The sequence below is a fragment of the Pseudomonas sp. NPDC088368 genome, assembly GCF_044753445.1.
In the GTDB taxonomy this organism is placed as follows: domain Bacteria; phylum Pseudomonadota; class Gammaproteobacteria; order Pseudomonadales; family Pseudomonadaceae; genus Aquipseudomonas; species Aquipseudomonas bambusae.
This window is the reverse complement of record NZ_JBIVNG010000008.1, coordinates 351,445-375,045: the sequence shown is the minus strand read 5'-3', so window position 1 is coordinate 375,045 and position 23,601 is coordinate 351,445. Positions and strand designations below refer to the sequence as shown.

The 23,601-nt window shown below is 62.4% G+C and carries 20 protein-coding genes; 8 read left to right on the top strand and 12 right to left on the bottom strand.

Going from position 1 to position 23,601, the window contains the following annotated elements; all coding sequences use genetic code 11:
- Positions 1 to 39 precede the first annotated feature (39 nt).
- The 6 genes from ACIQAL_RS19745 to ACIQAL_RS19720 form a co-directional block, all read right to left on the bottom strand.
- Complete coding sequence (locus ACIQAL_RS19745) at positions 40 to 2,001, bottom strand: acetyl-CoA carboxylase biotin carboxylase subunit (RefSeq protein ID WP_401148539.1); 1,962 nt, start codon at positions 1,999 to 2,001, stop codon at positions 40 to 42.
- Complete coding sequence (locus ACIQAL_RS19740) at positions 1,998 to 2,813, bottom strand: gamma-carboxygeranoyl-CoA hydratase (RefSeq protein ID WP_401148538.1); 816 nt, start codon at positions 2,811 to 2,813, stop codon at positions 1,998 to 2,000. Before ACIQAL_RS19740 ends, ACIQAL_RS19745 begins: the two co-directional genes overlap by 4 nt.
- A gap of 14 nt (positions 2,814 to 2,827) precedes the next feature.
- Complete coding sequence (locus ACIQAL_RS19735) at positions 2,828 to 4,435, bottom strand: carboxyl transferase domain-containing protein (RefSeq protein ID WP_401148535.1); 1,608 nt, start codon at positions 4,433 to 4,435, stop codon at positions 2,828 to 2,830.
- A 95-nt stretch (positions 4,436 to 4,530) separates the two neighbouring features.
- Positions 4,531 to 5,694: an isovaleryl-CoA dehydrogenase gene (locus tag ACIQAL_RS19730; protein WP_401148533.1), complete on the bottom strand. Its 1,164-nt coding sequence runs from the start codon at positions 5,692 to 5,694 to the stop codon at positions 4,531 to 4,533.
- Positions 5,695 to 6,153: 459 nt separating this feature from the next.
- Positions 6,154 to 7,389: a Zn-dependent hydrolase gene (locus ACIQAL_RS19725; protein ID WP_401148531.1), complete on the bottom strand. Its 1,236-nt coding sequence runs from the start codon at positions 7,387 to 7,389 to the stop codon at positions 6,154 to 6,156.
- The gene (locus ACIQAL_RS19720; RefSeq protein ID WP_401148529.1) at positions 7,386 to 7,877 is read right to left on the bottom strand and encodes an L-2-amino-thiazoline-4-carboxylic acid hydrolase; all 492 of its coding nucleotides are present in this window, start codon (positions 7,875 to 7,877) and stop codon (positions 7,386 to 7,388) included. The genes ACIQAL_RS19725 and ACIQAL_RS19720 overlap by 4 nt, the downstream gene beginning before the upstream one ends.
- 186 nt (positions 7,878 to 8,063) lie before the next feature.
- Between ACIQAL_RS19720 and ACIQAL_RS19715 the strand changes: the two genes are divergently transcribed.
- The gene (locus ACIQAL_RS19715) at positions 8,064 to 9,002 is read left to right on the top strand and encodes a LysR substrate-binding domain-containing protein (protein ID WP_401148526.1); all 939 of its coding nucleotides are present in this window, start codon (positions 8,064 to 8,066) and stop codon (positions 9,000 to 9,002) included.
- Positions 9,003 to 9,181: 179 nt separating this feature from the next.
- On the opposite strand, the gene ACIQAL_RS19710 is transcribed toward ACIQAL_RS19715, so the two are convergent.
- From ACIQAL_RS19710 to ACIQAL_RS19695, 4 genes are all read right to left on the bottom strand, one after another.
- Entirely contained in the window at positions 9,182 to 10,360 is a 1,179-nt protein-coding gene (locus tag ACIQAL_RS19710) for a trans-sulfuration enzyme family protein (protein ID WP_401148524.1), read from the bottom strand.
- Positions 10,357 to 11,733 (bottom strand): cystathionine beta-synthase, encoded by a 1,377-nt coding sequence (locus ACIQAL_RS19705; protein ID WP_166594577.1) that lies wholly within the window; start codon positions 11,731 to 11,733, stop codon positions 10,357 to 10,359. Before ACIQAL_RS19705 ends, ACIQAL_RS19710 begins: the two co-directional genes overlap by 4 nt.
- A gap of 91 nt (positions 11,734 to 11,824) precedes the next feature.
- Positions 11,825 to 12,862, bottom strand: coding sequence for an ABC transporter substrate-binding protein (locus ACIQAL_RS19700; RefSeq protein WP_401148521.1), 1,038 nt, complete (start codon positions 12,860 to 12,862; stop codon positions 11,825 to 11,827).
- A gap of 138 nt (positions 12,863 to 13,000) precedes the next feature.
- A complete protein-coding gene (locus ACIQAL_RS19695) occupies positions 13,001 to 13,801 on the bottom strand; it encodes a helix-turn-helix transcriptional regulator (protein ID WP_401148519.1) in 801 nt (266 codons plus the stop codon).
- A gap of 92 nt (positions 13,802 to 13,893) precedes the next feature.
- Here ACIQAL_RS19695 and ACIQAL_RS19690 point away from each other — a divergent pair, with 92 nt between their 5' ends.
- The gene (locus ACIQAL_RS19690; protein ID WP_401148517.1) at positions 13,894 to 14,850 is read left to right on the top strand and encodes a threonine dehydratase; all 957 of its coding nucleotides are present in this window, start codon (positions 13,894 to 13,896) and stop codon (positions 14,848 to 14,850) included.
- Between the two features lie 15 nt (positions 14,851 to 14,865).
- On the opposite strand, the gene ACIQAL_RS19685 is transcribed toward ACIQAL_RS19690, so the two are convergent.
- The gene (locus ACIQAL_RS19685) at positions 14,866 to 15,723 is read right to left on the bottom strand and encodes a LysR family transcriptional regulator (RefSeq protein WP_401148515.1); all 858 of its coding nucleotides are present in this window, start codon (positions 15,721 to 15,723) and stop codon (positions 14,866 to 14,868) included.
- Between the two features lie 73 nt (positions 15,724 to 15,796).
- Positions 15,797 to 16,552 (bottom strand): TetR/AcrR family transcriptional regulator, encoded by a 756-nt coding sequence (locus ACIQAL_RS19680; RefSeq protein WP_401148512.1) that lies wholly within the window; start codon positions 16,550 to 16,552, stop codon positions 15,797 to 15,799.
- Between the two features lie 250 nt (positions 16,553 to 16,802).
- Here ACIQAL_RS19680 and ACIQAL_RS19675 point away from each other — a divergent pair, with 250 nt between their 5' ends.
- The 6 genes from ACIQAL_RS19675 (at position 16,803) to ACIQAL_RS19650 (ending at position 23,517) form a co-directional block, all read left to right on the top strand.
- Complete coding sequence (locus ACIQAL_RS19675) at positions 16,803 to 18,053, top strand: alpha/beta hydrolase (protein WP_401148510.1); 1,251 nt, start codon at positions 16,803 to 16,805, stop codon at positions 18,051 to 18,053.
- Positions 18,054 to 18,073: 20 nt separating this feature from the next.
- The gene (locus ACIQAL_RS19670; protein ID WP_401148507.1) at positions 18,074 to 19,795 is read left to right on the top strand and encodes an AMP-binding protein; all 1,722 of its coding nucleotides are present in this window, start codon (positions 18,074 to 18,076) and stop codon (positions 19,793 to 19,795) included.
- A gap of 92 nt (positions 19,796 to 19,887) precedes the next feature.
- Positions 19,888 to 20,733 (top strand): VOC family protein, encoded by an 846-nt coding sequence (locus tag ACIQAL_RS19665; RefSeq protein WP_401148505.1) that lies wholly within the window; start codon positions 19,888 to 19,890, stop codon positions 20,731 to 20,733.
- Complete coding sequence (locus ACIQAL_RS19660) at positions 20,733 to 21,893, top strand: FAD-dependent monooxygenase (protein ID WP_401148503.1); 1,161 nt, start codon at positions 20,733 to 20,735, stop codon at positions 21,891 to 21,893. The genes ACIQAL_RS19665 and ACIQAL_RS19660 overlap by 1 nt, the downstream gene beginning before the upstream one ends.
- Positions 21,890 to 22,348: an acyl-CoA thioesterase gene (locus tag ACIQAL_RS19655; RefSeq protein WP_401148501.1), complete on the top strand. Its 459-nt coding sequence runs from the start codon at positions 21,890 to 21,892 to the stop codon at positions 22,346 to 22,348. Before ACIQAL_RS19660 ends, ACIQAL_RS19655 begins: the two co-directional genes overlap by 4 nt.
- A complete protein-coding gene (locus tag ACIQAL_RS19650) occupies positions 22,333 to 23,517 on the top strand; it encodes an acetyl-CoA C-acyltransferase (RefSeq protein WP_401148499.1) in 1,185 nt (394 codons plus the stop codon). Before ACIQAL_RS19655 ends, ACIQAL_RS19650 begins: the two co-directional genes overlap by 16 nt.
- Positions 23,518 to 23,601: the final 84 nt, after the last annotated feature.

Sequence of the window (23,601 nt, the reverse complement as noted above, 5' to 3'; positions counted from 1 at the left end):
TACAGGATTTGCGTCCAACTGTGGGTTTTGCGCGCGGCGTTAGACCTCCTTCAGCTCCACCAACACCGTCCCTTCACTGACCATCTCGCCCTCTGCGCAATACAGTGCCGAGACGGTGCCCGCCTGATTCGCCCGAATGCTGTGCTCCATTTTCATGGCTTCCAGCACCACCAACGGCGTGCCTGCTTCCACCGCCTGACCCACGTCGACCAGCACGCGAACGATACTGCCGTTCATGGGCGCGCTGAGGCCGCCTTGTTGGCTGTGGCTGGCTTCAACGGCAGCAATCGGGTCGAACGGGGTGATGGCGTGCAGTTCGCCCTGCGAGCGCAGGTACAGGGTGTCGCCTCGGCGGATCGCCAGGATCTGGCGACGCAGCCCGTTGTGTTTGAGGGTCAGTTGTTCCCCTTGCAACGTCACGTCGGTCGAAGGCGCGCTCAGGGCCACTTTGCGGGTTTCGCCTGCACAGCTCAGCTTCAGCTCGACCTCATTCGGCAAGCCCAAACGCAAGCCGTTCGTGTTGGACCACGACGAATGAGGATCATCGGCCCGCACGGTGTTCGACGAGCCCTGACGGTACGCCTCGGCGGCTACCGTCCAGAATTCATCGGAGAGTCCTTCGGTCGGCGGCAACAACTCGGCCTGATAACGAGGAATGAACCCGGTGTCCAGTTCGCACGCCGCAAACGCGGAGTGCGCGATGATCCGGCGCAGAAACGCCAGGTTGGTGCGCAATCCGCCGATGGCGAATTCGTCGAGCATGGCCAGCAGCCGCAGCCGCGCCTGTTCGCGGTCTTCGCCCCAGGCGATCAGCTTGCCGAGCATCGGGTCGTAAAACGGCGAAACTTCATCGCCTTCTGTCACGCCACTGTCCACCCGGCGTCCGAGCCCCAGCGTCGACTCACGGTAGACGTCAAGGGTGCCGGTCGCAGGTAGGAAATCGTTGGCGGGGTCTTCAGCGTACAAGCGCACTTCGATGGCGTGGCCGTTGAGCGGCACCTGCGCCTGTGTGATCGGCAACGGCTCGCCCTGGGCGACGCGAATCTGCCAGGCCACCAGGTCCAGGCCAGTGATGGCCTCGGTCACCGGGTGTTCGACTTGCAGCCGCGTGTTCATCTCCATGAAGAAAAACTCGCCCCGCGCATCCAGCAAAAATTCCACCGTGCCCGCACCGACATAGCCGATGGCTTGCGCGGCACGCACGGCGGCTTCGCCCATGGCCCGGCGCAACTCAGCGCTGAGGCCGGGCGCCGGGGCTTCTTCGACGACTTTCTGGTGACGGCGTTGAATCGAGCAATCCCGTTCGTTCAGGTACAGGCAGTGGCCGTGCTGATCGGCGAACACCTGAATCTCCACATGACGCGGTTTTAGGACGTATTTCTCCACCAGCATGCGCGAATCGCCGAACGACGACTGCGCTTCACGCTGCGCTGAAGCCAGGGCGTCGGCGAGGTCTTCGTCACGCTCGACCACCTTCATGCCTTTGCCGCCGCCACCTGCCGTGGCCTTGAGCAGCACCGGGTAGCCGATGCGCGCGGCGGCATCGCGGAAGGTCTGGGCATCCTGGGCGTCGCCGTGGTAACCGGGCACCAGCGGTACACCTGCGATTTCCATCAAGGTCTTGGCGGCGGATTTGCTGCCCATGGCGTCGATGGCCGAGGCGGGCGGGCCAAGAAAAATCAGGCCGGCTTGCTCTACCGCTCGGGCGAATGCCGCATTTTCCGAGAGAAACCCATAGCCCGGATGAATGCCTTGGGCGCCGCTGCGCTTGGCGGCGGCGATCAGTTTGTCGATCTGCAAATAGCTGTCGGCGGCTTTGCTGCCGCCCAGGTCCACAGCGATGTCGGCCTCGCGCACGTGGCGGGCGTCGCGGTCAGTGGCGCTGTGTACCGCAACGGTCGTCAGGCCCATGGCCTTGGCGGTGCGCATCACACGGCAGGCGATTTCGCCCCGGTTGGCCACCAGCACGGACGTCAGGGCGTGGGTGTTCGGGCGGCTCATGGTGTGTCTCCGTTCTTGGATTCGTCTCGCCAGCTCGGCTCGCGCTTGTGCAGAAAGGCGCGCAGGCCTTCCTGGCCTTCGGGGCTGACGCGGATGCGGGCGATGGCGTTTTCGCAGTAGCGGCGCAGGGACGGGGTCAATTCGCCGTGGCCGACTTCGCGCAGCAAGTCTTTGCTGACCCGCATGGCCTGAGGGCTGTTGAGCAGCAGGTTCGACACCCAGTGTTGCAACTGGGCCTCAAGCTCGGCGGCCGGGTAAGACTCGGCCAGCAGACCGATCTCTCGCGCTCGCTGGCCGTCGAAACGTTCGGCGGTCAGGGCATAACGGCGGGCATGGCGCTCGCCAATGGCCTTGACCACGAAGGGGCTGATCACCGCCGGGGCCAGGCCGATCTTCACTTCCGACAGGCAGAACTGCGCGTCGTCTGTGCCGATGGCCATGTCGCAGCAACTGATCAGGCCCAGCGCGCCGCCATAGGCCGCGCCTTGCACCACGGCCAGCGTTGGCAATTTCAGCTTGGCGAGGCCGTACATCAACTCGCCCAGTTCGCGGGCGTCGCCCAAATTGGTTTGATAATCGAGGTTCGCGGACTCCTGCATCCAGGCCAGGTCGGCCCCGGCGCTGAAGTGCCGACCGCGCCCGCGCAGCAGCAGAAAGCGCAGGCGACTGTCGCTCTGGACCTTGTCCAGCGCCAGGATCAGCTCGCGAATCATTTGTGCGTTGAACGCGTTGTTCTTGTCAGGACGGTTGAGCCAGAGGGTCGCGAAACCTCGCGGGTCGTATTCCAGCTCGACGGTGTCGAAATCGGTCATGGTGGTTCCTCGGGTCACATCCGGAACACGCCGAAGCGGGTCGGTTCGATGGGGGCGTTGAGCGCCGCGCTGAGGGCCAGGGCGAGGATGTCACGGGTCTGCGCCGGGTCGATCACGCCGTCGTCCCAGAGGCGGGCGCTGGAGTAATAGGGGTGGCCCTGATGTTCGTACTGATCGAGAATCGGCTGCTTGATCTCGGCTTCCTGCTCGGCGCTGAAACCTTGGCCGCTGCGTTCGGCCTGCTCGCGCTTGACCTGCACCAGCACGCCCGCCGCCTGTTCGCCGCCCATCACGCCAATGCGCGCGTTGGGCCACATCCACAAGAAACGTGGATCGTAGGCCCGCCCACACATGCCGTAGTTACCGGCGCCGAAACTGCCACCGATGATCACCGTGAATTTCGGCACCTTGGCGCAGGCCACGGCGGTGACCAGCTTGGCGCCGTGCTTGGCGATGCCGCCCGCTTCGTATTTCTGGCCGACCATGAAGCCGGTGATGTTTTGCAGGAACAGCAGCGGAATGCCCCGTTGGCAGGCCAGTTCGATGAAGTGCGCGCCTTTCTGCGCCGCCTCGGCGAACAGGATGCCGTTGTTGGCGAGGATCGCGAGGGGGTAGCCGTTAAGGTGCGCGAAGCCGCACACCAGCGTGGTGCCGAACAGCGCCTTGAACTCATCGAACACCGAACCGTCGACCAGCCGCGCAATGACTTCACGTACGTCAAAAGGCTGTTTGGGGTCAGCGGAAATCACGCCGTATAGTTCGTCGCTGGGGTAGCGCGGGGCTTCAGGAGGACGTGTTTGCAGTGCGCCCAATTTGCGCCAGTTCAGGTTGGCGACGCTGCGTCGGGCCAGTGCCAGCGCGTGTTCGTCGCTGTCGGCGTAGTGGTCGGCCACGCCGGAAATCTTGCAGTGCACGTCGGCGCCGCCCAACTCTTCAGCACTCACGACTTCACCCGTCGCGGCTTTCACCAGCGGCGGTCCGGCGAGGAAGATCGTCGCCTGCTGGCGCACCATGATCGCTTCGTCGGCCATGGCCGGCACATAAGCGCCGCCCGCTGTGCATGAACCCATGACCACGGCGATTTGCGGGATGCCTTCGGCGCTCATGTTGGCTTGGTTGAAGAAGATCCGGCCAAAGTGTTCGCGGTCAGGAAACACCTCATCCTGGCGGGGCAGGTTGGCGCCGCCGGAGTCCACCAGATAGATGCACGGCAGGCGGTTCTGCTGAGCGATGGTCTGGGCGCGCAGGTGTTTTTTGACGGTCAGCGGATAATACGACCCGCCTTTGACCGTCGCGTCGTTGGCGATGATCATGCATTCCACGCCCTCGACCCGCCCGATGCCGGCGATCACACCTGCGGCGGGCACCTCCTCACCATAGACGCCGTGGGCCGCCAACTGACTGATTTCCAGAAACGGCGATCCCAAGTCCAGCAACCGATTGATGCGCTCACGCGGCAGCAACTTGCCCCGCGACGTGTGCCGCTCCTGTGCCTTCGGCCCACCGCCCTGATACACCTGCGCCAACAGCGTGTGCAGATCATCGACTTGCTTGCGCAACGCCTCGCTGTTCGCCAAAAACTCCGCCGAACGCGGATTGACCTGTGTCTTGAAAATCATCACTCATTCCCCCAGCGCAATTACTGCCGCCACCCAGAAAGGCCGGCCTCCACGGACCGCTTTTACTTGCAGCTCGCCACTTGCAGCTCGGCGCTGCCTCACTTCGTGTCGTTGAACAGCTCGCGCCCGATCAACATGCGGCGGATTTCACTGGTGCCAGCGCCGATTTCGTACAGCTTGGCGTCGCGCAGCAGACGACCTGCGGGGAATTCGTTGATGTAGCCGTTGCCGCCGAGAATCTGGATCGTGTCCAGCGCCATTTGCGTGGCGCGTTCGGCGCTGTAGAGGATGACCCCGGCGGCGTCCTTGCGCGTGGTTTCGCCGCGTTCACACGCCTGCGCCACGGCGTACAGGTAGGCGCGGCTGGCGTTGAGTTGGGTGTACATGTCGGCGACTTTGCCCTGGATCAGCTGGAATTCGCCGATGCTTTGGCCGAACTGTTTGCGGTCATGAATGTAAGGCAACACCACGTCCAGGCAGGCTTGCATGATGCCGGTCGGGCCGCCGGAGAGCACGACGCGCTCGTAGTCCAGGCCGCTCATCAGGACGCGGACGCCGCCGTTCAGCGCGCCGAGCAGGTTTTCTTCCGGCACTTCGACGTCGTCGAAAAACAGCTCGCAGGTATTGGAGCCGCGCATGCCGAGCTTGTCGAATTTGCTGCCACGGGAAAACCCTTTCCAGTCGCGCTCGACGATAAACGCGCTGATGCCGTGAGCGCCTTTTTCCAGGTCGGTCTTGGCGTAGATCACGTAGGTGTGGGCGTCGGGGCCGTTGGTGATCCAGGTCTTGCTGCCGTTGAGGACGAAGCGGTCACCGCGTTTATCGGCCCGTAGTTTCATCGACACCACATCGGAACCGGCATTGGGCTCGCTCATGGCCAGGGCGCCGATGTGCTCGCCGCTGATCAGCTTTGGCAGGTAACGGGCTTTCTGCTCAGAATTACCGTTGCGGTTGATCTGGTTCACGCAGAGATTGGAATGAGCGCCGTAGGAAAGGGCGACAGAGGCGGACGCCCGGCTGATTTCTTCCATGGCCACCACATGAGCGAGATAGCCCAGGCCCGCGCCACCGTATTGCTCTTCGACGGTGATGCCCAAGAGGCCCATGTCACCGAACTTGCGCCACATGTCGGCAGGGAACAGGTTCTCCTGATCGATCTGCGCCGCGCGGGGCGCCAGTTCCGCCGCGACGAAGGATTGCACCTGGTCGCGGAGCATGTCGATCGTCTCGCCAAGGCCGAAATTGAGCGTGGGGTAGTTCATGAGACTGCGTTCCCTTGTTGTTTTTGGAGGGGCTGTCAGACGGAAATGATCTGTATCACCTTTACGTTAACGTAAACCTGCGGACGAGGGGCTGTCAACGAGGAGGCGGGACGTGGAGGTGAAATGAGATGAGGGGTAGGTGTGCGATCCGGCCAGAATCAAAAGCAATGGTAAAGGCACATGGATATGCCTCTGCCGACGCCTCGGCCTTTGCTTCTGCTTCTGCCGAAGGCGTGGGAGCTGGCTTGCCTGCGATCGGCTGCGCAGCAGTCGTAAATCCGGTATCCGTGGTTTGCCTGACACAGCCCAAGTGTCCGGGTTTACTGCCGCTTCGCGCCAGATCGCGAGCAAGCAACGCTCCTACGCCTTCGGCAGAGTCAAAAGCAGGCAGTGCATCGGCTTATATCCTCGCCATAGCACCTCCATCAAAGGCGCAGGGGCCACGCCCATTGGGCCGGGTCAATCCACCGCCTTGGCCAGCATCGCGTGCAGCAACACATTCCCGCCGGCTTCCGACCAGTGAGGATGGATGTGCTCGGCTTCGTTATGACTTAGCCCGTTCACGCAGGGCACGAAGATCATTGAAGTAGGGGCGACTTTGCTCAAGTAACAAGCGTCGTGACCGGCGCCGGAGATCATGCGGCGGTGGCTGTAGCCGAGGTCCGAAGCGGCCCGTTCTACGCGGTCGATGCAGTCGGCGTCGAAGGCAATCGGCGCGTATTGAAAGATCTGCTCCAGCTTGAGTTGCAGGCCGATGGTGTCGGCGATGGTCTGCACTTCCTGACGCAACTGCCAGTCGAGCACTTCGAGCACCGCTTCGTTGGGATGCCGAAACTCCACGCTGAACACCACGCGCCCCGGCACCACGTTGCGAGAATTGGGGAACACGTTGACCCAACCGACCGTCGCACGGCCCTCATCGCCTTGGGCAACGCCCATCGCGTTGACCGCTTCGACCACCCGCGCCAGGCCGAGCAGGGCGTCCAGGCGATGGTCCATGGGCGTTGTGCCCGCGTGGGCGCTGCGTCCGGTGAGTTCGATTTCGTACCAGCGTTGGCCTTGAGCACCGGTCACCACGCCGATGGTCAGGCCTTGTGCTTCAAGGATCGGGCCTTGCTCGATGTGCAGCTCAAAGGCGGCGTGAATCTCGCGGCCGCCCATGGGTTCATCCCCTGCGTATCCGATGGTCTGCAACGCTTCGCCAAGGGTGATGCCCTTGGCGTCAGTGCGGGACAGGCCGTATGCCAGATCGAACACGCCGGTGTAGACGCCCGACGCAATCATCGCCGGGGCGAACCGAGAGCCTTCCTCGTTGGTCCAGTTCACCACTTCAATCGACCGATCGGTCTGAATGTCGTGATCGTTCAACGTGCGGATGACTTCCAGGCCCGCGAGCACGCCATAGATGCCGTCGAACTTGCCGCCAGCCGGTTGTGAATCGCCGTGAGAACCGGTGATCACCGGGGCCAGGCTGTCGTCACGCCCCACGCGGCGGGCGAACATGTTACCCATGGCATCGACGCGGACGGTGCACCCGGCTTCAGTGGCCCAGCGGGCGAACAGGTCGCGTCCAATACGATCCTCCTCGGTCAGTGCCAGCCGGGAAACGCCGCCCTTGGGCGTGCCGCCGATCTGCGCCATTTCCATCAGCGAGTCCCACAGACGTGCGCCGTTGATGCGAGGGGCGGCGCTCATGATTGCGGCTCCTGATCCTTGACCTTGTAGCGAAAATTGCAGTGACTGGCGCCTTGCATCAGCGTCTGGGTGCGGGTGAGTTCGACGCTGGGGTCGTAGCCGACGATGAACAGTTCGTCGCGGTTGCAGGACAGCAGGTGCCCGATCTCGCCAAGGCCCATCTCGTGGTACATCTCGGCGTAGCGGCAGCGGTGCACGTCGTAGTCGAAGTGGGTGGCGTCGCTGGCGATGATGTCGACTTTCAGCGCGTCGTCCTTTTCCCACAGCTCTTGCAGGGCCACGAAACCTTCGAGGCTTGGGCCTTCTGGCTCGCGGGACGCGAAGTAAGCCCCGGCCTTGACCGCCGCTTGGGAAACCGCTTCGCCAATCACGGCCTGGGCGTGCTGTTTGCCGTAGTCGCGCACCAGTATTTCGTAGATTGGCTTGATGATTTCAGCCTCGATTCGCCGCCGGGCCAGAATGCCCAGTTCACCTTCGACAGCGCTCATGTGGTTTTCCTCGGGTTCACGGTGTGAGAGGGGCCTTTTATGAAAAGCAGGTAGGCCTCGTTGGAAAGAACACTAATTAACCATTCTATATTTATCAACTGTTAAGGCCGTATAGGCTTATAACCGTCTTTATGTCGATGTTATTTCCCGCTTTTCGGCATCTAATATCCGTATTAAGCTCAATACATGAATAATACAGAACAGTTTGCAAACGACCCGCCCCTGCGTGCCGTGCGCACCTTCGAAGCCTTCGCCCGTCACGGTGGAGTGAATGCCGCCGCCCGTGAACTGGATGTCTCGCCATCCGCGATCAGCCACCAGTTGCGATTGCTGGAAGATTTCCTCGGCCAGTCGCTCACTTCGCGGCAAGGCCGCAACCTGATCCTCACCGACGACGGCCGGGAGTATTACCGGGCAATTCGCTCGGCGTTCGCGGTGTTGCGCAGCGCCACCGAGCACGTGCGCGAGCAGTCCGCGACACGGCAAGTGACCATCAGCCTGATCCCCATGCTCGGGATCAACCTGTTCATCCCGCGCCTGGGCGAGTTTCTGGCCGACAACCCGGCAGTGGACGTCAACGTGACCTACGCCAACCACCGCAGTTACCCCAGCGATGCGGCCGACATTTCCATCCGGTTTGGTACGGGGCATTGGCCGGGGTATCAGAGCGAGCCGTTGATACCCGGCGACGTGACGGCCTGGTGCAGCCCGTCGCTGCTGGAGCGCGTCGGCCCTATCAACTCACCTGAGGCATTGACCGACCTGCCGTTGCTGCACGATGAAGAGCGCGGCACCTGGGCGCAGTGGTTCCAGCGTGCAGACGTTCGCCATCCGGGAGCGTTGCAGGGCTTGCTCTTTGAGGACGGCCAGTTGGCAATGACCGCCGCCCTTAACGGATTGGGCTGTGCACTGCTTCGCGAGCCATTGGTGGCACCGCTGCGGGACCGGGGGGCGTTGGTGAAGCTGTTCGGGCACGCACTGGACGACGGGCGCGCGTATTACCTGTGTCGGCGGGCGGACGGGGAGCTGTCGAAGGAGGGAATGAGTCTTTACAGCTGGTTGAAACGGGTGTTGATGACTCAGCCGCTGTCGACGGACTCGTCGAGCGCCGAATCGCGTCCATAAAAAAGCCGCCAACCCGTTATCTCGGACGGTGTGGCGGCTTGAAGGACATCCATCAAATCGGCGGATTTGATGGACCAAACGTTAGCAAGCTATCAAAGCCTCGGCCATGTGGATTTTGGCAAATCTCTGTTACCGAACTGGCAACAATCCTGCTTTGTTCACTGAACACAATCCACAAATCAGATTGTACCCAGCGCTTGAGCCAGGTCCGCTCGCAGGTCTTCGACGTCTTCGATGCCCACCGACAGGCGCACCAACGAGTCGCCGATCCCCAGCTTCGCCCGGTTTTCAGCAGGGATGCTGGCGTGGGTCATGATGGACGGGTGTTCGATGAGGCTTTCGACGCCGCCGAGGCTTTCAGCCAGCGCAAACAGCTCGACGTTCTCCAAGAACCGCCGAGTGCCGGCCAGGTCGGTGTTCAGGTCCAGCGAGATCATCCCGCCGAAGCCGCGCATCTGCCGGCAGGCCAGCGCGTGCTGCGGGTGAGTGGGCAAGCCGGGGTAATAGACCCTTGCCACCTGCGGCTGGCGTTCCAGCCATTGCGCCAGTTCCAGCGCGTTGCCGCTGTGCCGCTCCATGCGCAGGGCCAGGGTTTTCACGCCGCGCAGGGTGAGGAAGGCGTCGAAAGGCCCGGCGATGGCGCCCACGGAGTTTTGCAAAAAGCCCAGCCGTTCAGCCAGTTCCGGATTGTCGCCGACCACGGCAATGCCGCCGATGACGTCCGAATGGCCGTTCAAATATTTGGTGGTCGAGTGCACCACGATGTCGAAGCCCAACGCCAGCGGGTGCTGAATCCAAGGGCTGGCGAAGGTGTTGTCGGCCACGCAAATGATCCCGCGATCCCGGCAGAGGCGTGCGATGGCCGCCAGATCGCTCAGGCGCAGCAGCGGGTTGCTCGGGGTCTCGACCCAGATCATTTTGGTGTCATCCTGCAAACCGGCTTCGAAGGCCGACAGGTCGGTCATGTCGACGAAGCTGAAACGGTGCCCCGCGCTGCGTTTGCGCACCTTGTCGAACAGCCGGAACGTACCGCCGTACAGGTCATCGCCGGACAGAATGTGCGAGCCCGCGTCGAGCAATTCCAGCACCGAGGAAATCGCCGCGAGCCCCGAGGCAAAGGCGAAGGCCTGAGTGCCGCCTTCTAGGTCCGCCACGCAACGCTCCAGCGCAAAGCGCGTTGGGTTGTGAGAGCGCCCGTAATCAAGCCCCTTGTGCACGCCGGGGCTTTCTTGCAGGTAGGTGGAGTTTGCGTAGATCGGCGGCATCAGCGCGCCGGTGGACGGGTCGGGCGACTGTCCGGCGTGGATCACGCGGGTGGCAAAACCGTGGGGCTTGGCGTGTTCGTCGTGCTGGCTCATGCAAGGGATCTCCGCAAGTGATTGAGCAGGTCGACGCGGGTGATCAGGCCGTGAAAGCCCGAAGCGTCGGCGATGATGGCGACATGGCCGCGGTCCAGTTCTTCCTGCAGCCGGGCAAGGGAAGCGTCGGGCGGCAGGGTGTTCAACTGATCGGTCATGGCGCTGGCGACGGTGGTGCGAAAGTGAGAGGTGTCGTTGTGCACGTCCAGCAGGATGTCGGATTCGTCGATCACACCCACCAGCCGTGTGTTGTCCACCAGCACCGGCAGTTGCGACACGTCGGCCAGGCGCATGCGCTGGAACGCTGTCAGCAGAGTGTCGTCCGGGCCGACGCTGATCACCCGGCCATCCTCGAAGCGACGGGCAATCAAGTCGCGCAAATCACCGTATTTGGTGCGTTGCATAAGGCCCTGATCGGTCATCCACTGGTCATTGTAGACCTTGGATAAATAGCGGGTGCCGGTGTCGCAGACGAAGCTGACCACGCGTTTCGGCACGGTCTGTTCGCGGCAATAGCGCAAGGCAGCGGCCAAAAGCGTGCCGGTAGACGAGCCCCCCAGAATGCCCTCGGCGCGCAGTAACTGCCGGGCGTGTTCGAAGCTGTCTTCGTCGCTGATGGAATAGGCCTGGCGCACACTGGTGATGTCGGTGAAGGAGGGGATGAAATCTTCGCCGATGCCTTCCACGGCCCAGGAACCGGGAGTGGGCAGCGTCCGCGTGCGGCTGTACTCGGCGACCACCGAACCGACGGGGTCAGCGAGGACCATTTCCAGGTCCGGTTGCACGCGCTTGAAGAATCGAGTCAGGCCGGTGAGGGTGCCTGCCGAGCCGACCCCGACGACGATGGCGTCCAGGTCGTGTTGGGTCTGCGCCCAGATCTCTGGCGCGGTGCTGCATTCGTGGGCGAGCGGGTTGGCGGGGTTGTTGAACTGGTCGGCGAAGAACGCGTCAGGTATTTCGCTGGCCAGGCGGGCGGCGACGTCCTGGTAATACTCGGGATGGCCCTTGCCGACGTCAGAGCGGGTGATGTGCACCTCGGCGCCCATGGCCTTCAGGTGCAAGACTTTTTCGGTGGACATCTTGTCCGGAACCACCAGCACCACGCGATAGCCTTTGGCACGGCCGACCAGTGCGAGGCCGAGACCGGTATTGCCCGCCGTGGCTTCTACGATGGTGCCACCGGGGCGCAAACGGCCGTCGCGCTCGGCGGCGTCGATCATGGCGAGACCAACGCGGTCCTTGATCGAGCCGCCGGGGTTTTGCGATTCAAGCTTCAGGAAGAGGGTGCAGAGACCGGTGTCGATGCGACTGACGCGCACCAACGGGGTATTGCCGATCAGTTCGAGTACGGCTGGACGCGAATCAGCTGACATGTCAAATCCTCATGTGCAGAACACTCATCGGATGGACAGCAGCATAGTTCAAACGTGCACCGGAATGAGGCGGGGCAACTCTAGTCGCTCATCAACTTCCTTCCAGCAACTTCGCATCCTGGAAGAAATAATCTTTCCACGAGGTTGGCTTGGTCTTGATCGCGCCGACACGGTAGAGGAATTCGGCCATCGGGTAGGTGTTCTTCGGGTTGATGGTGAATTCAAACTGCGGGTTTTCGATAATCTTGATCAATTGCGCACGGTCGATGCTGGAATGGGTGACGCGAATGTAGGTGTCCGCCGCGCCGGGCTTGTCGCGCTTGATGTAGTCCGCGGCGTCCGCCAATGCGTCGATAAACGCCTGATACGTCTTGGGGTTTTCGTCGCGGAATTTTTCCGTGGCGAACAGCACCGTCGGCGAGTTCGGGCCCAGCACGTCGTAGGAATTCAGCACCACATGGACGTTCTTGTTCTCCACTTCTTGCTCCTGAAACGGCGGATTGGAGAAGTGGCCGTTCAGCTCGGTGCCACCGGTCTTGAGGGCTGCGGCGGCGTCCGGGTGCGGCAGGTTGACGGTGTATTTGTCGAGCCGGTTGTATTCGGCATCGCCCCATAACTTCGCCGACGCAAATTGCAGGTAGCGCGATTGCACCGACACGCCGACGGCGGGCACGGCGATGCGGTCTTTCTCGCTGAAATCAGCGATGGTTTTGACGTTGGGGTTATTGCTCACCAGGTAATACGGGAAGTTACCCAAGGAGGCGACGGCTTTGACGTTCTGCTTGCCATGGGTGCGGTCCCAGATGGTCAGTAATGGGCCCACGCCTGCACCGGCGATGTCCACGGCGCCAGAGAGCAGGGCGTCATTCACCGCCGAGCCGCCTGACAGCTGCGTCCAGTCCACCTTGATATCGACGCCCGCTTCCTTGCCGTGCTTCTCGATCAACTGCTGGTCACGCGCCACGTTGAGCAACAGGTAGACCACACCGAACTGTTCAGCGATGCGCAATTGGCCTTCAGCCTGAGCGGCTTGTGGCGCGCCCAGTGTCGCGGCCAACACACTGGCGGCCAGCGTCAGCGCAGCGCCAAAGCGGCCTTTGCCAGGAAATGTCGAGCGTTTTTGAGGCATCACAGGCTCCATCGTTTGTGGGACCGGAGCACATTGCGCCGTCCTTAATGGGCCCGACTTTATAGATATAACCAGCGTTATTTAAATATCAAAATCGCATATCAATATGTTCGCGCAAACAGGCCTGCCAAGCGCGTATCAGCGCCGAAAGACCCCGGGGCTGACGCCGAGCCGTTGGGTGAAAGTCGCGGTCATGTGCGCCTGAGACGAAAACCCACAGGTGTGTGCAATGTCGGCCAGCCGTTGTGTCGGGTCGCGCAACAGTGAACGGGCGCGAGCGATGCGGCGGTCGATCAGGTAGCGGTGAGGGCTGGTTCCCGTCGCCTCGGTGAAGGCGCGCATGAAATAGCCCTCGGACAGGTCGAGCAGGACGGCCATTGCCTGCACGCTGATGGGCTCACTCAAACCGGCGTCGAGAAACTCGTCGAGCAAACGCAGGCGGCGAGGGGTGATCGATCCTGATCCTGCGCTTTCTGCATCGGCGCAGACGCGACTCTCCAGCGTCATCGCCCAAAGCTCCCAGTCATCGTCCGACGCTGGCTTCAACAGCGCGTTGCGCATGCGTTGAGCCAGGCGAATGGCTTGAGGGTCGATCCGGTTATTGAACAGGCGTTCGTCATTCAGCGCCCAACCCTCCGGGCGCAGCACCCGCAGGTACTCGCCGCCCTTGGGCGACTGCGAATAGACGTCACACCCGGCAGGCACGAAGGCCAGTCCATTGGGGAGGGCATCGAACGGGCGCACGCGGTCGCTGCCGATGGCATGCACACCGCGCTGGCTGTCGAAGGCGAAACCGATGGACGAATGCATCGCGACGTAGCGGGCCTCGTACGCGCTGGCAGGCAGTAATTCGATCAGCCACGGCCCGACGACGGCGCGTCGGACCGGGTCGTTGAGGGGCAGAGAGGCAGGCTGATCAAGGGTGCTCATGGGCCTCATCTTACTGAGCGTTTCAACGAAGGTCAGGTGGTTTTTTTGAAAGCCTTCGAGGCCAGCCGGGGCCTAGACTCGGCAAAAAACAGGAGAGTGCCATGCCCGAGTTGACGCTGGAAGCCATCGAAGACGCCGCCCGCCAGGTGTACCAAGTCATGCCCCCGACGCCGCAGTTCGTCTGGCCTTTACTGGCGCAGCGCCTGGGCTGCACGGTGTGGGTCAAACACGAGAACCACACGCCCACCGGCGCGTTCAAGGTGCGCGGTGGCATCACCTACATGGCGTGGCTCAAGCGCAACTGGCCGAACACCACGGGCGTCATCGCCGCCACCCGGGGCAATCACGGGCAAAGCGTGGCCATGGCCGCGCAGGCGTTGGGGATTCGATCAGTCATCGTCGTGCCGAAGGGCAACTCGGTGGAAAAGAACAAGGCCATGGCCGGCTTCGGCGGCGAGGTCATCGAGTACGGTCAGGACTTCGACGAGGCGCGCGAAGAAGCGATCCGTCTCGCGCAGGTCGAGGGGCTGTTTCTGGTGCCCGCGTTCCACCCGGAACTGGTCAAGGGCGTGGCGACCTATGCGCTGGAACTGTTCAAGGCCGCGCCGGACCTGGACACCGTGTACGTGCCGATCGGCTGTGGTTCGGGAATCTGCGGGGTGATTGCCGCCCGCGATGCGCTGGGCCTGAAGACTCAAGTGGTCGGCGTGGTTTCCACCGAAGCCGACGCGGCCAAGCAATCCTTCGACGCGGGCGCATTGCGGGAAACGGCGTCGGCCAACACCTTTGCCGACGGCTTGGCCGTGCGTAAACCGGTGCCCGACGCGTTCCGGATTTACGCCAGCGGTGCCGCGCGGATCGTCTCTGTTAGTGAAGTCGAGATTGCCGAGGCGATGCGCGTGTATTACGCCGACACCCACAACCTGGCCGAGGGCGCAGGGGCCGCAGCGCTGGCCGCGCTGATGCAGGAGCGGGCGGCGATGGAAGGAAAACGGGTCGGGGTGATTCTGTCGGGGGCGAACGTCGATAAACAGATTTACGCAAAGGTCTTGGGCTGACGCGCGCACGCCGGTTTACAACTGCGGCAGCTGCGCGCGGATATGCGCTTCCATGGCGGCAACCGGCCCGGAGGTTTTCTGGCGGTCGAGTTTCAGGCTGATGGAGATCTGCGGCAGCGCGGGCAATCCGCTGTCACTGCGCAGGATGTGCAGATCGGCAGGCACGGCGGTCTGAGTCAGCACGGCGATGGCCTGACCCGACCGCACGACCGCACACAACCCGGTCAAACTGTGGCTGGCGTAGGCCAGGCGAAACGGTCTCCCCACGGTTTCCAGGCTGTTCACCGCCGCTTGGTGATCAAGGGTGTCCGGGTCTGAAAGGGCCAGTTGCAGCGTCTCCATCTGCGCCGCGTCGCTGCCCTTGGCTCCCACCCATACCAAAGGTTCCAGGCGAATGGCTGAGGGGGCGTTGTCGGTGTGGGCTTCAGATATGATCGCGATGTCCAGCAAGTGGGTGTTGATGCGCTCAATCAGCCGTGGCGTCGGTGCGCAGAACACTTCGACCTGCACCTGCGGGTGCAAGGCCGCGAAATCCCGGAGCAGGGCAGGCAGAAACACCGTGGCGTAGTCGTCGGGGCAGCCCAGCCGGATGATCCCCGAGAGCGCGTCGCCGCGCAGTTGCGCCATGGCCTCATCGTGGGCGCGCAGAATCTTGCGCGCATGGGGCAGCAGGCGTTCACCATGGGCTGTCAGGTTCACACCTCGACCGGTGCGGGTGAGCAGCGGCTGACCCACGATGTCTTCGAGGCGTTTCATTTGCATGCTGACCGCCGCCTGAGTACGGCCAACGCGGCCAGCGGCTCGACTGAGCGCGCCGGTTTCGGCAATCAGAAGAAAGGTGCGCAAAAGGTCTAGGTCGAGGTAGCTGCTCAAGAGAAAGCATCCTGTGAAATCAGGGGGCACAACCAGGGTTTATCCCTGGATAAGTCAACTGCGGTCGCCCGATTCACGCCTTGGCGGGAACCTCTGGCACCTCGATCCATTTCTCGAAACCGTCCAGCAGGATCGACACCCCGGTTTCATAAGTGGCAGGACTGTTGAGCGAGGCGAACGGCGCTGCGAGAAATGCTGCACCCGGATAACTGTCGTTGGCGAAGCGGGCGAGGTAACCGCTGATGAAATCCCCGTGGGTCTTGGGCGACTGACGGTTTTCCTTTTCGGCGGCGATGACCGAAACGAACAACAGCAGCAGGTGGTAGATCATCGCGCCCATGGGCCCCGAAACGCCCATGCTCATCAGAATCCGTCCCATGTGATCGAAGTACGCCAGGCCGTAATCAGTCTCGCCGGGCTGGACCCGCTGAAACAGGCGGAATTTGTTCTCGGTCAGGATGTAGGTCGCCAGCCCCGGCCAACGGCCCATCGTGTCCAGCGACGACAGCGCGAACTGCTCCAGATCGTGACGCCACGCGCCGGTGGGTGCTGGCAGCCGTTCCAGACGCTCCTTGAACGCGGCGTTGATCACGGCGCTGATCAGTTCGTCGCGGCTGCCCAAATGATAATGCACCATGCCAGCGGCGACCCCGAGTTCCTTGCCGATCCTGACCATGCTGACTTCGTTCAAGGATTCGCTGCGGGCGATCCTCACGGCGCATTCGATCATGGCTTCCCGCGAGACATCCTGGCCGCTCTTGGGCCGCCGTCCGACCTTTTTGACGGGCGCGGCCTTGGGGGTTGCAGCGGCTTTGGTTTTCTCTGACATCCGACAGTTCCCTGGAATTAATTGATACGGCCTCAGATTATCACTGCCTGTCACGTTTTCTAAAGCCCTCAATGAATGCAAGGCCAGAGCAGGGTTGCAGGATCAGGGAGGGGAAAGCCTCGGAAACTATTTTTCTTAACGCTAATTGACACCCTCTCAGATAGTGCTCTATCTTCTGCTCAACGCCTAATTGAGCCTATCTCAAAAAGCGATCTCAACGGCCTTTCGAGGCTTGGCAGGAGGGCCCACAGTGGCTGATTCCAATAACAAGAAAGTGGCAGTGACGGCAGGTTTGCGCGGCGCGTCCTGGCAAGCGGATCGTATGACCGTTCCGTTCAGCTCGACGCCGGTGCCGCTGACGACACAGGACGGCCAAGGTGCGCTCGGCGTGCTCTTCTCCCGAGGCGGCGAGCGCAAAGTGCTGTTCATCATGCATCCCCGGGAGTTGGTGGTGACCCATTACCTGGTGCCGGATGCGCTGGACGCGGGATGGGCGTGCTGGGTGCAAGGCGCGCGCTCGATTGGCAATGACCTGCGTCTGGAACACGAATTCGCGCTGTACGACGTCGCCGCAGGCATGCGTCATCTGCGTGCCGCCGGGTTCGACACCATCGTGCTGCTGGGCAATTCGGGCGGCGCCGGTCTGTTCGCTTACTACAACCAGCAATCGACACAGGCCGCGGAAAGACGCGTCGATAAAACCCCGGCCGGTCGCGCCACGAAGTTCGACACTGCCGAGCTCCCTGTTGCAGACGGCATTGCGCTGGTGTCGCCGCATCCCGGCCAAGGCATTCTGCTGATGAACGCGTTGGACCCGTCGGTTACAGATGAGCGCGACCCGTTCTCCACCGACCCGACGCTGGACCCGTTCAGCGAGGCCAACGGCTTCCGCATGCCGCCTGACTCTGCCCGTTACAGTGCAGACTTCATCGAACGCTATCGGGCGGCGCAGCGTCAGCGTGTCGTGCGTATCGATGCCCATGCCCGAGATTTGATTGAACGTCGTCAGGCAGCACGTCATCGCCTGAAAACCAGTGGCGCGAACGCGGACCGGGCGCTGGCGGGGCATGGGGCGATCTTCCAGGTGTGGCGAACCGACGCCGACCTGCGCAGTTGGGACATTTCCCTCGACCCGTCCGACCGTTTCGTCGGTTCGTTATGGGGCGCCGACCCGTTTGTTTCCAATCTGGGCAGTGTGGGTTTCGGTCGCATTGTCACCCCGGAATCGTGGCTCTCGACCTGGTCGGGCCTGTCCTCGAACGCGTCCCTGAGCAAATGCGCGCATTCCATCGAACAGCCCACGCTGCTGATCGAGTACAGCGGCGACAACGCGGTATTTCCGCAAGACGTGGACGCGATTTACGAGGCGATCCCGGCTTCACGCAAAGAACGGCACCGCGTGCGTGGCAACCACCACGGTCAGGCACTGGAGGCGGGCGAGACGTCCGGCCAGGTCCTCGCGGGCCAGCACCTAAGACGTTGGCTTCAAGAAAACTTCTGATAAGACAAAGGCGTTCGCTCATGACAATTACAAGAAATGAATCCGCTGCTGTACACACTCCACGATTGAACCGGGTCGCCGAGCCGATTGCCGGTGTCGTCTATCCACGACAGGCCGACCTTGACCGCTACGTCGCGGGCGGTGCATTGCGTCATGAAACCCTCGTTGACGGACTGAAAGAAGTGGTTCGGCATCACCCGGACAACGTCGCGCTGCTGGGTCCGAAACTGCGCGTTACCTACCGCGAGCTGGATGCGCTGTCCACTCGGCTGGCCGGGGCCTTCATCCAACAAGGGCTCAAGCCGCTGGATCGCGTGATCTACCAGCTGCGCGACAGCGAGCAATTGGTCATTTCGTTTTTCGCCTGCCTCAAGGCCGGGCTGATTCCTATCTGCACCATGGCCGCCCACCGCGAGCGTGAAATCGGCTATCTGGCCAACCACGGTGAGGCCAAGTTACACATCGTGCAGGGCGATGAAGTCGAGAAATTCGACAGCGTGGCCTTCGCCCGCAAGATGCAGGAAGCGGCGCCTTCCCTGAAGCTCATCATGCAAGTGCGCGGCGAGCCCCAGGACGGCGTGCTGTTGCAGGACGCGCTGATCGCGGGCATCGACCTGGCCGAAGCCGAAGCGCTGGTGGGGCAGGTGCGACTGGACCCTTTTCAGGTCGCCGTTTTTCAGCTGTCCGGTGGCACCACCGGCGTGCCGAAGATCATTCCGCGCTTCCACAACGAATACCTCTACAACATGCGTTCGGTGGCCAAGTGGTTGGGTTTTCGTCCGGACGACACACTGTTCATGCCACAACCGATGGTGCACAACCTCAACATGGGGTGCTGTTTCGGGCCGTTCCTGATGACCGGCGGCACGGTGACGATTACCCCGGATCTGCAGCCTGAAACCCTGATTTCGCTGATCGCCACCACCCAGCCGACCTGGCTGATGCTGGGCGGCCCGATCATCGCGCGTCTGGAGTCGGCGATTCAGGAAGGGCGTGTCGACCTGTCCAATGCCCGTGGCGTGATCGTCGCCAACAGCGCGGCCAAGTTGCAGAAGCTGCTCGGCGTGCGCACCCACAACATCTTCGGCATCACCGAGGGCGTGATCGCGCTGACTCATCGCGATGACCCGGCAGAAGCCCATGACACCACCAACGGCCGCCCGGTGTCCGAGTTCGACGAGATCCGCATCGTGGTGCCCGGCACGGACGAGGACGCCAAGCCCGGCGAAATCGGCGAGCCGGTGTTCAAGGGTCCGTACACCATTCACGGCTATTACAACGCCGAAGACCGCAACCGCGAGACCTTCACCCGCGACGGCTACTACCGCTCCGGCGACCTGATGTTCACCAAGCTCATCGACGGCAAGACCTACTACGTGTTCTGCGGCCGTTTGAAGGACCTGGTCAGCCGTGGCGGTGAAAAGATCAACTGCGAAGAAGTGGAAATGGCGGTCTCCGGTCACCCGGCCGTCGCGGCGGTGGCGGCGGTCGGCTACCCGGACCCGGTGTTCGACGAGCGCCTGTGCGTGACGCTGGTGCTGCGCGATGGTTTTGCTGCGCCGAGCGTGGCCGAACTCGGGGAGTTCCTGCAGGACTACGGAATGGCCAAGTTCAAGTGGCCGGAGCGCGTGGAAGTGCTGGTGTCGTTCCCGCTGACCGCGTCCGGAAAACTCAGCAAAGAAGGCCTGCGCGACATCGTGAAAAAGAGCGTCGAGCTTGAGCGTGCCCAGCTTGCGGGCTGAGTGCGGGCTGTCGAGTTCATTTGATTAAAGGGGCTGCGCGTCAGCCCCCTGGCAACAGGCGTCCTCCGGCGCCGTTCACAGGAGTCGTTCCCATGACTGTAAAACAGCCCGTTCTCAAAGGCGTTCACCACAGCGCCAGGCCCACCTGGAAGCTGCGTGAAACCGTGGAGTTCTATCGGGACAAACTTGGCCTGCCATTGGTGCATGCCATCTCGGCACGCGCCTGGGGGCCCTCCAACCATCCGGATTTCCTGCACTTCTTTTTCGACAGCGGCAACCACAGCACCATCGCGTTTTTCTACTACATCAACACCGAACAGCCGGATTTCGCTCTGCCCGTGGCCGACTATCGCTACGAGGCGACGCACACCGCGTGGCGCGTGGACACTCGCGAAGAGTTGCTGGAGTGGCGCGACCGTCTGGAGGCGCAACAGATCCCGTTGATCTTCCAGATCCGCCACGAGTTGATCGAGTCGATCTACTTCAACGACCCGAACGGCTATTACATGGAAATCACCATTCAAGAGCGCCCGATGAACGCGCTGGATGGTGAGGACGCGACCCGCACGCTGGAAGCGGCGATGGCCCATGAAGACGCGCACCTCGCGGGTACTGCACCGTTCGTGGGGATCGATCAGGTCTGGCTGGACAAGGCGGCCGATATTGCCCCGGACAACACCGACGAAATCGCGCTGTTCGTACTCGATGCCCCGGAATTTCAGCCGCTGGTGGACGCCGCCCGAGCGAACCCGGACTACGGTCTCGAACACCTGAGCAATGGTTACTGGAAAATCACTGCCCAGGACGCGCTGGTGTTCGAACGCAAGAAACTGGGTTTTGTCCCGGCGTTGTGGAATGCGGCGCTGACCGGCGGGTTCGTCGGTCAGGTCACCGAGTTCGACCGCTATCGCCTGCAGATCAGCCGGGGAGCGCAATGATGAAAGTGGCCATTGTCGGCGGCGGTCCGTCCGGTCTGTACCTGGCGCTGTTGCTCAAACGCGGCGCGCCAGACTGGTCCGTTGAAATCATCGAACAAAATGCCGCAGACGCCACGTTCGGCTTTGGCGTGGTCATGGCGGACACCGGTCTGCAACAGCTTCGCGAAGCAGATGCCGGTTCGTACGACGCGCTCTCCGAAGCGACCCGTCAGCACCAGCATCAGGTGATCGTGCAGGATGAAACCGCCATCGGCTTTCGCCTGCCAGTGAAGGGCGGAGCGATTCCGCGCCTGACCCTGTTGCAGATTCTGGAGCGGCATGCGGAAGCGGCGGGGGTGGTCATTCATTATCGCCAACGCATCGACAGCACGGCCGATCTGGCGCGATTCGGGTTGCAGGACGCAGACGTCGTGGTCGGTGCCGATGGCATCAATTCGGTCATCCGTCGCGAGTTCGAACCCGGTTTCGGCACCACCACCCACACCCTCGGCAATCACTTCGCCTGGTATGGCACGCCGAAGGTCTTTGAGGCGTCTGCACTGGTCTTCCGCAAATACCAGGGCGGTCATTTCGTGGCGCACTATTACGCCTACAGCGATGAAATGAGCACCTTCGTCGCCGAATGCGACGACGCGACCTGGGAGCGTCTGAACCTCGGCGCGCTGTCCGAGGAAGCACGCCAGGCGTTGATGGAACAAATATTCGCCCCTGAACTGGAAGGCGCGCCGTTGATCAGTGGCAACGTGCGCGTGGTCTGGCGCCAGTTCCCGGTGATTCGCAACGCCCATTGGGTCAGCGGTCGTCACGTGCTGGTGGGGGATGCCTTGGCCAGCGCGCATTTCTCCATCGGTTCGGGCACACGCATCGCCATGAACGACGCCGTTGCACTGGCTAATGCGCTGCTGGCCCACGAGGACAACGCGCTGGCAGGTTTGCAGGCCTATGAAAGCACCCACCGTCCCAGCAAGCAGAAGCTGATCGGTGCGTCCGAACGTTCTTACCTGTGGTACGAGCGGATGGGGCAGTGGATGGACACGTACACCCCCGAGGAATTCGTCTACCAGTTCATGACCCGTACCGGGCGTGTCGACGACGATCGCCTGCGTGACCAGTACCCTGAGCTGATGGTGCGCCTCGGGCGTACGGGAAGTGCGGCATGAACGGTGGCATTGAATACGTCGTTGCCGAACGGCCCTTCACGGTCCGGCGCACGGTGCGCTGGGTCGACTGTGATCCTGCCGGTGTCGCGTACACCGGTCGGTTCACCGAATTTCTGATCGGCGCGGTCATGCATTTCTACGGCCACATCGGCTGGGGACCGGAAGCCAGGACCGGCAACGGCGGCCTCGCCTGCAAACACATGTCGCTGACCTTCAACAAAAGCCTGCCGCCCGGTTCGGTGGTGGACATTCGCATCGACGTGGGCGAGGTCCGTCAGCGCACGTTCGATCTGCACGCCACCGCGTTTTTGCCGGATGGCAGCGTGGCGTTCGAAGGGGTGTTCTCGCCGATCTGCGTTACCCCGCAGATGACCGGCCTGCCGCTGCCCGATGCGCTGAAAACGGTGCTGCGTGAGCATCAGCGCGACAGGAGGCCACCATGCGTGAAGCCCTGATCGTGTCAACGGCGCGCACACCCATTGGCAAGGCCATGCGCGGCTCGCTCAATCACATCAAGTCGCCGACCCTCATGGGCCACGCGCTGCGCCATGCCGTGGAGCGCGCCGGGGTTGATCCTGCGCTCATCGACGACGTGGTGATCGGCACGGTGTTAGCCGCAGGCACCGCCGGTTCGAATCTGGCGCGCAACGCGGTGTTCGCGGCCGGTCTGCCGGTGTCGGTGAGCGGGATGACCCTCGACCGGCAATGTTCATCCGGCCTGATGGCCATTGCGACCGCAGCCAAGCAGATTCTGCATGACGGCATGGACGTGGTGGCTGCTGGCGGGCAGGAAAATATCTCTGCCGTGCAGGACGCTTATTTCCAGTGGGTGGCCCAGGAAGCGGATCGCACCGTGCAGCAAGCCGTGCCTCACGCCTACATGCCGATGCTGCAAACCGCTGAACACGTGGCGCGCAAATATGGCATTTCCCGTGAAGCGCAGGATGCATTCGCCCTGAGTTCGCAGTTGCGCACGGCCCGCGCCCAAGCCAACGGCCTGCTGAACGATGAGATCGTGCCGATCAGCGCGGAGCGTCGCATCGTCGAGAAAGCATCCGGCGCGGTGCGGTTCGAGTCAGTGCTGCTTGCGCGGGACGAGGGCAATCGGGCCGACACCACCCTCGACAGCCTGGCGAAGCTGTCGCCAGTGATTGCGGGAGGCAGTGTCACGGCGGGCAATGCCAGTCAGCTATCGGACGGCGCCAGCGCGTGTGTGCTGATGGACAGTCGGCGCGCGGTGCAAGAGGGCGCCACTCCGCTGGGTCTGTACCGCGGCATCGCGGTCGCAGGCTTGGCGCCGGAAGAAATGGGCATCGGACCGATCTTTGCCATCCCCAAACTGCTCAGGCAACACGGGCTGAAGGTTCAGGACATCGACCTGTGGGAACTCAACGAAGCCTTCGCCTGCCAGGCGCTGTACTGCCAGCAGCAACTAGGGATCGACCCCGAACGCTGCAACGTCAACGGCGGAGCCATTTCCATCGGCCACCCGTATGGCATGACGGGCGCTCGCCAAGTCGGGCATGTCCTGCTCGAAGGTCGGCGACGCAAGGCGCGCTATGCCGTGGTGTCGATGTGTGTGGGCGGCGGCATGGGCGCAGCGGGGTTGTTTGAAATCCTCTGATCCGGCTCTTGCGACAAACCGTTTTTTTGCGTGCATGAACAACGCCGTGGACCTGCACGGCGACCTCAACAATCTCTAACAACA